12 protein-coding genes are annotated in these 13,824 nt (G+C 33.0%); 7 read left to right on the plus strand and 5 right to left on the minus strand.

Annotated features, from left to right (window positions below):
• Positions 1-33 precede the first annotated feature (33 nt).
• Both hemC and hemA read right to left on the minus strand, forming a co-directional pair.
• Positions 34-1,611: a hydroxymethylbilane synthase gene (gene hemC, locus OS191_RS11250; RefSeq protein ID WP_267155808.1), complete on the minus strand. Its 1,578-nt coding sequence runs from the start codon at positions 1,609-1,611 to the stop codon at positions 34-36.
• Entirely contained in the window at positions 1,604-2,866 is a 1,263-nt protein-coding gene (gene hemA, locus OS191_RS11255; RefSeq protein ID WP_267155809.1) for a glutamyl-tRNA reductase, read from the minus strand. Before hemA ends, hemC begins: the two co-directional genes overlap by 8 nt.
• A 188-nt stretch (positions 2,867-3,054) precedes the next feature.
• Here hemA and OS191_RS11260 point away from each other — a divergent pair, with 188 nt between their 5' ends.
• From OS191_RS11260 to OS191_RS11290, 7 genes are all read left to right on the plus strand, one after another.
• Positions 3,055-3,963, plus strand: coding sequence for a helix-turn-helix transcriptional regulator (locus tag OS191_RS11260; protein ID WP_267155810.1), 909 nt, complete (start codon positions 3,055-3,057; stop codon positions 3,961-3,963).
• A gap of 73 nt (positions 3,964-4,036) precedes the next feature.
• Positions 4,037-5,074 carry a ferrochelatase gene (hemH, locus tag OS191_RS11265; protein ID WP_267155811.1) on the plus strand — a complete coding sequence of 346 codons (1,038 nt, stop codon included), beginning with the start codon at positions 4,037-4,039 and terminating at the stop codon, positions 5,072-5,074.
• Positions 5,074-6,435, plus strand: a complete 1,362-nt coding sequence (locus OS191_RS11270) for an MATE family efflux transporter (RefSeq protein ID WP_267155812.1) — start codon at positions 5,074-5,076, stop codon at positions 6,433-6,435. Before hemH ends, OS191_RS11270 begins: the two co-directional genes overlap by 1 nt.
• Before the next feature lie 13 nt (positions 6,436-6,448).
• Entirely contained in the window at positions 6,449-6,997 is a 549-nt protein-coding gene (locus tag OS191_RS11275) for a CopD family protein (protein ID WP_267155813.1), read from the plus strand.
• 107 nt (positions 6,998-7,104) lie between these two features.
• Positions 7,105-8,559, plus strand: coding sequence for a sensor histidine kinase (locus OS191_RS11280; protein WP_267155814.1), 1,455 nt, complete (start codon positions 7,105-7,107; stop codon positions 8,557-8,559).
• A 15-nt stretch (positions 8,560-8,574) separates the two neighbouring features.
• Entirely contained in the window at positions 8,575-8,985 is a 411-nt protein-coding gene (locus tag OS191_RS11285; protein ID WP_267155815.1) for a hypothetical protein, read from the plus strand.
• Between the two features lie 16 nt (positions 8,986-9,001).
• On the plus strand, positions 9,002-9,784 hold the full coding sequence (locus tag OS191_RS11290; protein ID WP_267155816.1) for an enoyl-CoA hydratase/isomerase family protein: 783 nt from the start codon (positions 9,002-9,004) through the stop codon (positions 9,782-9,784).
• Between the two features lie 82 nt (positions 9,785-9,866).
• Here the strand turns inward: OS191_RS11290 and OS191_RS11295 are convergent, their stop codons facing one another.
• The 3 genes from OS191_RS11295 to OS191_RS11305 form a co-directional block, all read right to left on the minus strand.
• Positions 9,867-12,023 (minus strand): S46 family peptidase, encoded by a 2,157-nt coding sequence (locus tag OS191_RS11295; RefSeq protein ID WP_267155817.1) that lies wholly within the window; start codon positions 12,021-12,023, stop codon positions 9,867-9,869.
• Positions 12,024-12,174: 151 nt separating this feature from the next.
• The gene (locus OS191_RS11300; protein WP_267155818.1) at positions 12,175-12,828 is read right to left on the minus strand and encodes an HD domain-containing protein; all 654 of its coding nucleotides are present in this window, start codon (positions 12,826-12,828) and stop codon (positions 12,175-12,177) included.
• Between the two features lies 1 nt (position 12,829).
• Positions 12,830-13,819 (minus strand): acyl-ACP desaturase, encoded by a 990-nt coding sequence (locus OS191_RS11305; protein WP_267149395.1) that lies wholly within the window; start codon positions 13,817-13,819, stop codon positions 12,830-12,832.
• Positions 13,820-13,824: the final 5 nt, after the last annotated feature.

The following is a 13,824-nucleotide window of genomic DNA, read 5'->3' on the forward strand; positions in this document are numbered from 1 at the left end:
ATTTTTAGTTGTACTTTAATTCTTGTAATAACCTTAGTTATAATGTTCGTTTACTAATTCAATAACACTTTCAACAGTCGGAATTTTAGCAACTCGAACGTCTTTAAAATGTTTTTTTGCTTCTAAAGCTGTAGAGTCGCCTATGCAGAAAGCTATTCCATTTGCATGGTTTTTCTTAATAAAGCTTTGAACAGTTGAAGGACTGTAAAACATAACACCTTCAATATCTTGGCCAACCTCAATAGCATCGTATTTTGTTTGGTAAGCTTGAATTTCGTTGATTTTTATATTATTTTCGGTTAAAATATGTGGTATATAATCTAATCTTAAATCACTACAAAAATAATTAACTTCGGTTCCTTCCATGAATTCAGCTAAGTAATTGGCTAAGTCTTTTCCGTAATTTTCAGAGTGAACAACTTTCCCAATACGCTTTTCCACCATACGTTTGGTGCGGCGACCAACACAGTAGATGTTTTCAAATTTTAAATCCTCTGCAGGGCAATTTGTTAAAATAGCTTCAACGGTGTTTTGACTTGTAATAATTACATTTTTCATTGGAGCTTTTAAAATGGCAGCTGGAATTCTATTTAAACTTATTTTAATAGCATCGTTACTGGTTGCAACAAGATCATCGTTTAAAAGCTTCATTTGTCCTTCGGTTAAAGACTTTGTTGAATAAATATTGGTTTTTTTGTTCTGATTCTTAATACCATCCATCAAAGTTTTTCCACCACGCTCTATAACATAGTTAGAACAGTATTGAGCTATATCTTTGTGTTCTCCAAGTTTTTCAGTTCTTGTTACTTCAATTTTCTTAGTTCCATCAGGACTTAATAAAACCCCCTTAAAAATAACTTCTTCATTCTTAATATATGCTATAGCTCCAATAGGAGCTGAACATCCTCCTTCTAAAAGGTTTAAGAATTTACGTTCTATAGTTGTGCAAATCTCGGTTTCTTCATGATTTAATTCAGCGCAAATAGCTCTAACTTCTTCATCTTCTTCCAAGGCTGTTACCATAATAGCGCCTTGTGCAGGAGCAGGAATCATCCAATCTAAATTGATAATGTTTTCTGGTTTGATATTTAATCTTCCTAAACCTGCGGCAGCAAAAATTGCTCCATTCCATTCGGAATTATCCTGAAGTTTTTTAAGTCTTAAATTAACATTTCCTCTTAAACCAACTACGGTATGAGTAGGGTATCTATTTAACCATTGTGCACGACGACGCAAACTTCCTGTAGCTACAACGGCATCTTTAGAGGATAAAAACTCTTCATTATTTTTAAAAACTAAGGTGTCTTTTATGTTGCCACGTTTTATAACAGCCGCCTGAACTATACCAATTGGTAAAATAGTAGGAACATCTTTAAAGGAGTGAACGGCAATATCGATATCTCCATTTAACATGGCAATATCTAAAGTCTTGGTAAAAACACCGGTGATACCAAGCTCATAAAGGGGTCTGTCCAAAACTAAATCGCCAGTAGATTTTACTGGAATGAGTATTGTTTTATGACCTAATTGTTCTAATTGTTGTTGTACTGTTTTGGCTTGCCATAGTGCTAATTGACTATCGCGAGTTCCAATTCTAATTATTTTAGACATGGTTTGTAGTGGCTTCTAATTGAAAAACCTTTTTTATGAGTTCTAGGCTTTCATCTGTAGGAATTGCTTCATCTCTTAAGTGATGAGCAAAATGATTTGTAATTTTTTGAATGATATTATTACTAATAATCTCTGCTTGTTCTTCATTAAAACCAGATAATTTTTTGCGTTGCGTATCTAATTCAGCAATTTTAAAATCGTTTAGTTTTAATTTTAAAGCTTTAATGGTTGGTGCAAATTTTCTGGTTTCTAACCAGCTATTGAATTCTGTTTCAACCTCAACTATAATTTGCTTTGCTAAAGGAATTTGTGCCTTGCGTTTTTCTAAGGTTTCGTCAGTAATTTGAGATAAATCGTCTAAATGGATTAGCGTTACATGTTCTAATTCGGTTACGTTATTATTGACATTTTTTGGAATAGATAAATCTAAAATTAATAACGGATTTTTAGATTGAATAAGATGTTTGTCTACCGTTGGATTCTGTGCTCCGGTAGCCACAATTAAAACATCTGATTGATTTATTTCTTCTTGTAGATTTGAATAATCTTTTACGATTAAATTAAATTTTCCAGCAACTTCTTCAGCTTTGTTTTTAGTCCTGTTAATTAAGGTAATATGTTCATTTTTAGTATGTTTTACAAGATTTTCACAGGTGTTTCTACCAATTTTTCCAGTACCAAAAAGTAAGATGTTTTTATGGGTAATTTCTGGTATATTTTTCATTATATATTGAACCGAAGCGAAAGAAACAGAAGTTGCTCCAGAAGAAATATTTGTTTCAGTTTTAATACGCTTACTAGCTTGTATAACAGCATTAATTAAACGCTCTAGAAAGGCATTTAATAAGGATTCTTTTTTAGACTTTCTGGCACTTGTTCGTAGTTGGCTAATAATTTCGAAATCTCCAAGAATCTGACTGTCTAAACCAGAACCAACTTTAAACATATGAGAAACAGCCTCCTTACCTTTAAAGATATAAGCTACATTTTGAAACTCTTCAACTGTGCCTTTGGTGTTTTCACAGAGTAATTTTATAAGCTGATAAGGGTGTTCAGCAAAACCATATATTTCTGTTCTGTTGCATGTAGAAGTTACAATTAAACTTTCAATGCCAGCCTCTTTAGCTTGTTGTAATAAATTATTTTTAGCATGCTCGTCTAAACTAAAATGTCCTCTAACTTCGGCATCGGCTTTTTTATAACTTAAACCAATGGCATAAAAGTAAGTTGTTTTTGATGTGTTCATATATTCCATACCTAACTTGGGAATTGAGGAACAAATGTATATCTATGTTTAGATAAAAAGTAACGCTCAAAGAACTTTAAGTGTCGTTAGTCGCTTTTTAACTATATTTTTTAATATTATATGATAATTATCATACTTTTGCCCTTATATCAATGCTTTTAGACTGTTTAGTTTAGAATCAATCTAAATAAAAAAGAATGAGACCAAGTTTTAGTACTGAAAAAAATATCGCTCAAGGTTCTTTTGATGAGTTGGAAATTGAGAAAGATTTTTTTGTTCTAACTTATCGTAACGAAAGTGGAGTATTTGAAGCGCTTGATCGTGAGATAGATAGTAATTTTATACAGTTTCATTACTGCGTAAAAGGATCTAGTCAATTTGTTTTTAATAAAGGAAGATATGCTCTTGACATTCAGGATGAAAATTCGTTATTACTTTATAACCCACAGCGCGACTTGCCTATTCATTTAGTGGTGAGTCCAAATTCTTGGTTGGTTTCTGTATTAATTTCTATTAAGAAATTTCACAGTTTGTTTTCTCAGGAGGCAGATTATATAACTTTTTTGAGCGAAGATAACATCGATAAAAAATATTATAAAGACGGAAAAATTTCACCATCCATGGCCATTGTGCTTAATCAGTTAATAAATTATAATTTAAACTCGTCTATTAAAAATCTATACTTTAAAGGAAAGGCTTATGAGTTATTGAGCTTGTATTTTAATAGAAGCGAAGAAGCTAATATTGAACAATGTCCTTTCTTAGTGGATGAAACCAATGTTATTAAAATAAGGAAAGCCAAAGACATTATAATTTCAAGAATGGCAGAGCCTCCAACTTTACAAGAATTGGCAGATGAAATTCAACTAAGTTTAAGAAAGCTGAAAGAAGGCTTTAAAGAAATTTATGGCGATTCTGTATTTAGCTTTTTATTCGATTATAAAATGGAAGTTTCTAGAAAATTATTAGAAACTGGAGACCTAAATGTTAACGAGGTTGGTTTAAAAGTGGGCTATAGTACTTCAAGCCATTTTATTTCGGCCTTTAAAAAGAAATATGGAACTACTCCAAAAAAATATATAATGTCGGTATCTTCGCAGACTTAAATTTATTTGCTGTTTTTTAAAAATGAAATTTCAATTTTTCATGTTCCCCAAATAGCTAAACAAAATAAAAAATATGAAAGGCGTATTATTTGTAAATCTCGGATCTCCTGAAAGTCCAACCGCTAAAGATGTTAAACCATATTTAGACGAATTTTTAATGGATGAACGCGTTATAGACGTTCCGTTTTGGGCAAGAGCTCTTATCGTAAGAGGAATTATTTTAAATACCAGACCTAAAGCATCAGCTGCTGCCTACAAAAAAATCTGGTGGGAAGAAGGCTCTCCTTTAATTGTTATCTCTGAAAGATTACAAGCTAAGGTACAACAACAAGTTGAAAATTACCCAATAACCTTAGCCATGCGTTATGGAAGTATGACTATTAAAAAAGGCTTGCAAGAATTAGTAGATAAAGGTGTAGATGAGGTTTTATTAGTGCCGTTATATCCGCAATTTGCTATGGCAACCACCGAAACTATTGTGGTACTTGCTGAAAAACTGAGAAAAGAGCATTTTCCTAATTTAAAAATTACTGAGTTCCCTCCATTTTATAATGATCCTGATTATATAGATGTTTTAAGTAATAGTATTTCAACACATCTAAAGGATAAAGATTACGAACACCTCTTATTCTCTTATCACGGAGTTCCAGAACGTCATATTTTTAAAAGAGACGTTACTAAATCTCATTGTAAAATAGATGGAAGTTGTTGTATAACACCATCAAGTGCTCACGAATATTGCTACAGACACCAATGTTTTGAGGTAACTAGGTTGGTTGCTAAAAAACTGAACTTAGCACCAGGAACATATTCTAATAGTTTTCAATCCCGATTGGGTTTCGATCCATGGTTACAACCTCCAACCGATAGAACTATTGAACGTTTAGGAAAAGGAGGAACTAAAAATATGGCAGTAGTAACACCTGCTTTTGTTAGCGATTGTCTTGAAACTTTAGAGGAAATTGCCATGGAAGGACAAGAAATTTTCCATGAAATTGGTGGTAAAGAATTTACAACCATTCCGTGTTTAAATGATGATGATCCTTGGGTTAAATTACTTGCAAAATGGATTTTAAACTGGGCAGAGCCTAGTATTGCAGAACGCGTTTAATGGCAAATGTATCTTCACAAGATTTAGGGATACAGCCTATTGGAAAGCTTTTAGTTAAGCAGGCCGTTCCGGCATCCATAGGTATTTTGGTCATGTCGTTAAATATTCTTGTAGACACTATTTTTGTTGGTAACTGGATTGGCTCTACAGCCATTGCAGCTATAAATGTCGTGTTGCCTGTTTCTTTTTTTATTGCTGCTTTAGGTATGGCTATTGGTATTGGAGGTTCCTCCATTATATCCAGAGCTTTAGGTGCAGATAATATTGAGAAATCCTTAAAAACATTTGGGAATCAAATAACCTTGACTTTGTTATTAACCGTTTCCATGGTTATTTTGGGGCTGTATTATGTGGATGCAATTATCCCTGCTTTTGGTGGAAAAGGAGCTATTTTTGAACCTGCAAAAATATATTATACCATTATACTATATGGAATCCCATTTTTAGCTTTGTCTATGTTGGGAAATACCGTTATTAGGGCTGAAGGCAAACCAAAATTTGCTATGTATGCCATGATGATTCCTTCTGTTGGGAACTTGTTTCTAGATTATGTGTTTATCAATATCTTAGATTTTGGTATGGAAGGAGCGGCTTGGGCTACTACTGCTGCTTACTTATTAAGTTTCGGATTTATTTCCTGGTATTTTCTTTCTAAGAATTCAGAATTAAAAATAAATTTTTCGCATTTCGGACTTCAAAGATCTATCGTTTCAGAAATTGGGTCTTTAGGTTTTGTAACCCTAGCTAGACAGGCTGTTGTAAGTGTTACTTATCTGTTTATGAATAATATTCTTTTCGATTTAGGAGGAGAAACCTCCGTAACAGCTTATGCTATTGTTGGAAGAATGCTCATGTTTGCTTTGTTTCCCGTATTTGGTATTACTCAAGGATTTTTACCAATAGCAGGGTTTAATTATGGAGCAGGTAAATATGAAAGAGTTAGAGAATCCATAAACACAGCTATAAAATATGCCGTGTTTTTGGCAACGATTATCTTTATACTTCTTATGATTTTCCCAGAAGCTATAACTAATCTATTTACTCAAAATCCAGAAGTACTTAAGGAAACACCAACGGCCATGAGATGGGTTTTTGCAGCCACACCTATTATTGCCATTCAACTTATTGGAGCAGCATATTTTCAGGCGATAGGGAAAGCCATTCCTGCGCTTTTGTTGACATTAACCAGACAGGGTTTCTTTTTTATTCCTTTAATTCTTATTTTACCTATGTTTTATGGTGAATTAGGTGTTTGGATGTCCTTTCCAATTTCAGATATTTTAGCAACTATTGTCACAGCTTATTATTTAAATAAGGAAATAAAATCGACGCTTTTAATTCAATCAACTGAAAAAGAATAATTACATTTAAACTGTGGAATATTATAATTACATAAAATCGCTTCATCTTATTTTTGTTATTACTTGGTTTGCAGGTTTGTTCTACATTCCAAGACTTTTTGTTTATCAAATTGAAGCATTTCATAAGTCTTCACCAGAAAAAGAAATTTTAGGAAAGCAATTGAGGCTTATGGCAAAAAGATTGTGGACTATTATAACTTGGCCTTCGGCTATTTTGGCAACCATATTTGCTGTTTGGTTATTAATTTTACAACCACAATGGCTGCAACAGCCCTGGATGCACGTTAAGTTAACTTTTGTGTTGCTTTTGTATCTCTATCAATATAAAACTCATATCTATTACAAGCAGTTACAAAATAATGTGGTTAAAAAATCGTCTAATTTCATGAGGCTTTGGAATGAAGGAGCCACATTTATACTTTTTGCAGTAGTATTTTTAGTGATTTTAAAAAGCGCCATCAATTGGGTTTTTGGTGTCATTGGTATCTTTGTTTTGGGCGTATTAATTATGTTAGGTTTTAAAATGTATAAAAGAATTAGAGAGAAAAATCCTGATGCTTAACCTATAATTTCAATAGATTCATTCTTCATGTTAAATTATAATTTAAGCCAGCTTAAAAGTACATTTGGTTTGATTATTGTTATATTTATCTCAGCACAATTGTAACCATGTACTTAGGAAAATACTCTTTACGACTTCGCATATTTTTAGCCATGATTCTTTTGGTATTGTTAGCATCCGTATTAATTGCTGCTGTAACAGTTTATCAATATAACGAGGAGGCTAGAGATTATCACAACGACAGGTTAGATCGAAAAGAAGAAAATATTCGGGAGAGCATTAATTATACAATTAGAGAAACAACCTATCCTGTTTCTACCGAAACCATGCCTCTAATTTTTAAAAAAGAGATTTATGAAATTGCAGCCATCCATAAACTGCAAATTAATTTATACGATTTAGATGGGGGACTCATAAAATCTTCTAGGGCAACTTTTGAAACGGATTCGCTTACAAAATGTCTCGATTCTGAAGTTTTAAATACCTTATCTAATACTATTGAGCATAGATATGTGAGCAAAACTTTCGAGAATAACCAAGCATTCTTATCTTCCTATTCTTATATTACTGATAAAAAATTCAAACCTTTAGCCATATTAAATTTACCATATCTGGAGGATGATAATTTTTTGGATAAAGAACTTAATGAGTTTCTGGAGCGCTTATCTTATGCCTATTTGCTCATGTTGATTATAGCTATTAGTCTGGCTTATTTTCTTTCAAAATATATTACAAAATCACTTAAAACCATAAGTGATAAAATGAATGAAACCAGACTTGAAAAGCGCAACAAAAAAATAGAAATTGAATCTTCTAGTGAAGAGATAGCAACTTTGGTAAAGTCGTATAACAGCATGATTGATCAACTAGAGGAAAGTGCTGTAAAGCTAGCCACCAGCGAACGTGAGCAAGCTTGGAGAGAGATGGCAAAACAAGTAGCTCATGAAATTAAAAACCCCTTAACACCCATGCGATTAAGTGTGCAAAGTTTTCAGAGAAAATTTGATCCTATGGATGAAAACATTCATCAGAAAGTAGACGAATACTCAAAAACACTTATTCAACAAATAGATACTATGAGCTCTATAGCTTCAGCGTTTTCAAACTTTGCAAAAATGCCAGCCCAACAAAATGAAATGTTGAATGTAGTAGAAATTTCGCGCTTGGCTTTAGATATTTTTAGTGAAGATTATATCGTGTTTCAATGTGATGAATCAGATATTATGGCCGAGTTTGATAGAACACAACTCATTCGAGTTATAACTAATTTGGTGAAAAATGGTATCCAAGCTATTCCAGAAGAGCAAGAAGATAAACTTATTGTTGTTAAATTATCAGAAGAAAAAAATCAGGTTGTTATAGAGATTTCAGATAATGGGATTGGTATAACAGAGGAAAATAGCCAGAAGATTTTTGAGCCTAAATTTACCACAAAGAATAGTGGGATGGGACTTGGACTTGGAATGGTAAAAAACATTGTGGAAACTTATAAAGGAAGTATTACCTTTACATCTCAAAAAAATATAGGTACCACTTTTAAAGTGACCTTCCCAAAAAATTAACCGAAATATTAAAATATGAAATACGCCCTTTTATTATTTTTAGTAACTTTTAATCTAAGCTTATCTGCTCAGTCAGAAAAAATCACAGGCAAATACGTGAAAACGTTAAATACAGATAGCGGAGATGTTATGACCTGGACAATTAGATTAAATTCTGATCGTACGTTTTTATACCATTTTCAAATAAATAACAAAAATGAAGAGTTAAAAGAAGAAAATGTCTTCGGCAAAGGAATCTGGAGATCTCAAAGAGGTTTAGTTTTTTTTACCACTAATGATAAAGATTTAGACAAAATTCATACTTTAAACTTTTCCAATTCTAGAGCAAGAATCCATATTGATGCTTCTAAAAATACTTTTATTGTTTTTTATGATTCTGATATTTCAGAAATAAAAGAATTGGAGCTTTTAAAGGAAGCTAATTAACATAAAATAATACAAAATGAGTTACGAAAATATCTTAGTTGATTTCCAAAATGGAATTTCGACACTTACCATTAACAGACCTAGTAAACTGAATGCTTTAAACAAAGCTACAATTCAGGAATTACATGATGCTTTAGACGCAGCAAATAAAGATGCCAATACCAAAGTTATTATCCTTACAGGAAGTGGCGAGAAAGCTTTTGTGGCAGGAGCAGATATTAGCGAGTTTGCACATTTCGATGTTTCAAATGGAGGTAAACTGGCAGCCAAAGGTCAAGAGTTATTATTCGATTTTGTTGAAAATCTATCTACTCCAGTAATTGCTGCCGTTAATGGTTTTGCACTTGGAGGAGGTTTGGAATTAGCCATGGCTTGTCATTTTAGATTAGCTAGCGATAATGCCAAAATGGGATTGCCAGAAACATCTCTTGGAGTTATTCCAGGTTACGGTGGGACTCAACGTTTACCACAATTAGTTGGAAAAGGACGCGCTATGGAAATGATTATGACGGCTGGAATGATTGACGCCAATCAAGCGCAAGCTTATGGCTTGGTAAATCATATTACAAGTCCAGAAGAGCTGTTGTCACTTGCTGAAAAAATTGCAGGTAAAATCATGCGAAATTCTTCTGTAGCCATAAAAGGAGCAATTAAAGCTGTTAACGCTAATTTTAAAGATAGCGTGGATGGGTATCAGGTAGAAATTGAGGAGTTTGGAAACTGTTTTGGAACCGAAGATTTCACAGAAGGAACTACAGCCTTTTTAGAAAAACGTAAAGCAGATTTTCCTGGAAAATAATTCTAGTATAAAATCTGTTAAATACAAAAAAGCGATTTCAAATAATGAAATCGCTTTTTTTATTTATTATAACTAGATAAAATTAATTATCTATAATAGTTAATTCGTCAATAATAGACTGTGCATTAGAATATTTATCTATCAACCAAAGTACATATCTAATATCTACATTAATGGTACGTTGTAAATCGGCATCAAAAATAACATCTCCAGCCATAGCTTCAATATTTCCATCGAAAGCCAATCCAATAACTTCACCTTTTCCATTAATAACAGGAGATCCAGAGTTTCCACCAGTAATGTCATTATCCGATAAGAAGTTTACAGGAAGTTCGCCTTTTTCATTAGCATAACGTCCGTAATCTTTTGTTTCGTAAATATCTAACATGTCTTGAGGTAAATCGAATTCAGGATCGTCTGCTTTATATTTTGCTACCATCCCTTTTAAGGTTGTGTAGTTGTTTACTTCTGCATCGTTACTTTTGTTTTCATTAGTTGGTAAAGCTCTTACTTTTCCGTAAGATAAACGCAATGTAGAGTTAGCATCTGGATATTGAATACTGCTTAATCCAGAAACACGTAAACCTTCAACTAATAATCTAAACGATTTTTGATAGTCATTTTCAGGTTGTACTAAAGCTTCAGGGTTTTCACGGTATTTAGTAAGTAAAGTTGTCGATAACTTATATAATTCATCATTTTCAATAACAGCTTTATCTGGAGACTTTAAAAAAGCTTCTACTTTTTCTTTTGAAGAGAAAATACTAGAATCAAAAGCAGAATTGATATAAGATGTAAAATCGTTATTGTTTTTACTTCCAACTTCAGTAATTAATTCTGGTAAATCATAGTTAGATTTTGTAGTGTATAATTCTAACTGCTTTGCTAAAACTTCTTTTTCTAAAGGCAGGTAAATGTCTTTATAAGCATTGTCTACAAAACTTTGTAGTCTTGGAAGCATTTCTTCGCGTTTTGCTTCGTTTGCATCAGCATATTGTTCAAAAGCGCCACCTAACCTATATGGTAAGGCTGCAAATGTACTAGAACGCAACATCCCAACTAAATAGTTGTCGTGTTTTGCTTTTTCGTTAGTAAGCGCATAATATTTATTGATGTTAGATATAACATCTCCATATTCTTCTTTATTGGCTTTTTTATTGGCCCATTTGTTAAATTTCTTTTCAACTTTGGCTTTTGTTTTAACGGTTTCATGAGCTGTTAACGCATCAATCATTCCACCTCTATTTTTCCAATAGTTAGCAATACTAGCATATTTTGAAGCATACATTAAGTTAACAGCTTCATCTTTATTCATATACTTTTTCATAACATCCATGCTTAATTTTGAACCTTCAACCCAAGCAGGATATGCATATTTTACGTTTTGCTCCACCCCTTGAGCAGGCATCCAACGGTTTGTTCTTCCCGGATATCCTAAAATCATAGCAAAGTCGTCTTCTTTAACTCCATCGATATTTACCGGAAGATGGTACTTTGCTTTCATAGGAATGTTTGTTTCAGCGTAATCGGCTGCATTTCCATCTGTATCTGTGTAAACTCTAAATAAAGAGAAATCTCCTGTGTGTCTTGGCCATTCCCAGTTATCCGTATCTCCACCGTATTTTCCAACGCTTTCTGGAGGAGTTCCTACTAAACGAACATCTTTATAATCTTCGTAAACAAAATAGTAAAATTCGTTTCCTTGGTAGAAAGAACGTACAGAAACGGTGTATTTACCACCTTCGTTATTTTCTTGCTCAATTTTTGCAATTTCTTTGTTAATAGCAGCTTCACGTTCTTTTTCGCTCATGCTATCATTTACCTGAGATAGAATTCTTTTTGAAACATCGTCCATTCTAACAAAAAAGCGAACGTATAAGCTTTCTGGTTTTAATTCATCTTCAAAAGAACCAGCCCAATAGCCATTTTTTAAATGGTTTTGTTCTGCAGTTGATAGTTCTGCAATAGCCGAATATCCACAGTGATGGTTGGTAAGTACCAAACCACTATCGGAAATAATACTAGCTGTACAGCCACCATTAAATTGAACAATACCGTCTTTTAAGCTCTGGTTATTGATACTGTAAATTTCTTCGGGAGTTAATTGAAGTCCCATTTTTTGCATATCGCGATAATTTAAACGCTCTATATGCATTAAAAACCACATTCCTTCGTTGGCCAATAATGGCGACAAAAATGTCATGGAAAGAACGGTTAACGATAAAATAAATTTTTTCATATTCTCAAGTTTAGTGATAAAGGTCAAAAATATCGAAAATATCTATAGTTAACGTGTTTTTAGGTTGTTAAAAAGATGTTATAATTTTAAGATCAAGCTAAATGAACACTAAAGAACTTAGAAAAATAAATTTAAGTAAAACCAGAATCTCTTATTTTATACCCTCCCACTCCGCATAAAATTGCTCAAGATATTGCAGCATAAAGTCGTGTCTTTTAGTGGCAATTTCTTTACCTGTTTTGGTGTTCATTCTATCTTTTAATAAAAGGAGTTTTTCGTAGAAATGATTGATTGTTGGAGCTGTTGAGGATTTATATTCCTCTTTACTCATATTAAGATTGGGCTCAATTTCTGGATTATAAAGCGCTCTATTTTTAAAACCACCATAATTAAAAGTCCTGGCAATACCAATAGCACCCAGCGCGTCTAATCTATCGGCATCTTGAATAACGTCCAGTTCTGGCGATTGAAATTCTTGAGTTAGGTTGCCTCCTTTAAACGAGATGTTTTCAATTATTAGCACCACATGATTAATAGTATCTAGGTCTACTTGAATACTTGTTAAAAATTCCCGGGCTAATTTAGGTCCTATGGTTTCGTCTCCCTTGGTAAATTTACTATCGGCAATATCATGTAAGAGAGCGCCAAGTGAAACAACGAATGTATCCACTTCTTCATTTTTAGAAATGAGTGAACAATTATTAAGCACTCTTTGTGTATGAAACCAATCGTGTCCACCTTCGGCATTTGCAAGGGTTTTCTTTACAAAGCTGATTGTTTTTTCAATTTGTTCTTTCTGTTGCATTTTAATATTTCCCAATAGGCTCTACCCATTTAAACTGATAGGAGTTTTCAGGAACTTTCATACGTTCAGATAGTCTTGTAAGACGAGAAGGAAGTTTCATTAAATAATCACGTGCTTTTTCTGCTTCATCAGAAAGGTTGGTAATTTTATCAATTTCCCAACGCACAATAAGTTTTTCTAAAATATCCACATAATCTTTAGATGTATAAACTCCTATTCGTTGTGCCGTGTTAGAAAATTCTTCGAAAGCAGAACCAATTTTACCACCAGATTCTCTTAAAAAATGTGCTGGCATGGTTATTTTTAATTTCATCATTTGCTGAAACGCCATCATCATTTGGTTTGGATCTACCTTGAAAATACGTTCTACAAATTCGCAATATGCATGGTGATGTCTCATTTCGTCTCCAGAAATAATTTTACACATTTTACTTAATTGCTTATTTCCTTTGTCTTTTGCTAGTTTTGCCACACGGTTGTGAGAGATATAAGTGGCTAATTCTTGAAAACTAGTATACAAAAAGTTTTTATAAGGATCCTGGTCTGTGCCAATATCAAATCCATCAGCAATAAGATGATGGGTGGTTTTTTCAATTTCCTTCATATTAACACGTCCGGATAGATAGAGGTATTTGTTTAAAACATCACCGTGACGGTTTTCTTCGGCCGTCCAATGTCTTACCCATTTTCCCCAAGAGTTTCTTCCAATTTGGTCTACACCTTCAACATCCATTAACCAAGATTCGTAAGTTGGTAGTGCTTCTTCAGTAATCATATCTCCAACTAAAACTACCCAAAAATCGTATGGGAGTTCTTTAGAAAGTTCTCTAATTTCTTTGACTTCTTCCATAAAGTTTTCACCTTCAGAATTAGGTAAAAAATCTGTAGGCTGCCAAATACTGTCTACAGGAATTAAATATTTTTCAATTAAAGAATCTACGTCCTTCTCTAAATGATTCATTACTTCCAATCTGATATTTTTTAACGACATAATTT

Origin of the sequence: Xanthomarina sp. F2636L (assembly GCF_026410195.1) — a bacterium.
GTDB lineage: Bacteria > Bacteroidota > Bacteroidia > Flavobacteriales > Flavobacteriaceae > Xanthomarina.

Coding starts and splice junctions, on each gene's coding strand:
- OS191_RS11305 (WP_267149395.1), bottom strand. CDS start 13,819: ATGTCGTTAAAAAATATCAGATTGGAAGTAATGAATCATTTAGAGAAG.
- OS191_RS11285 (WP_267155815.1), top strand. CDS start 8,575: ATGAAATACGCCCTTTTATTATTTTTAGTAACTTTTAATCTAAGCTTA.
- hemA (WP_267155809.1), bottom strand. CDS start 2,866: ATGGAATATATGAACACATCAAAAACAACTTACTTTTATGCCATTGGT.
- OS191_RS11260 (WP_267155810.1), top strand. CDS start 3,055: ATGAGACCAAGTTTTAGTACTGAAAAAAATATCGCTCAAGGTTCTTTT.
- OS191_RS11290 (WP_267155816.1), top strand. CDS start 9,002: ATGAGTTACGAAAATATCTTAGTTGATTTCCAAAATGGAATTTCGACA.
- OS191_RS11280 (WP_267155814.1), top strand. CDS start 7,105: ATGTACTTAGGAAAATACTCTTTACGACTTCGCATATTTTTAGCCATG.
- hemH (WP_267155811.1), top strand. CDS start 4,037: ATGAAAGGCGTATTATTTGTAAATCTCGGATCTCCTGAAAGTCCAACC.
- OS191_RS11295 (WP_267155817.1), bottom strand. CDS start 12,023: ATGAAAAAATTTATTTTATCGTTAACCGTTCTTTCCATGACATTTTTG.
- hemC (WP_267155808.1), bottom strand. CDS start 1,611: ATGTCTAAAATAATTAGAATTGGAACTCGCGATAGTCAATTAGCACTA.
- OS191_RS11300 (WP_267155818.1), bottom strand. CDS start 12,828: ATGCAACAGAAAGAACAAATTGAAAAAACAATCAGCTTTGTAAAGAAA.
- OS191_RS11270 (WP_267155812.1), top strand. CDS start 5,074: ATGGCAAATGTATCTTCACAAGATTTAGGGATACAGCCTATTGGAAAG.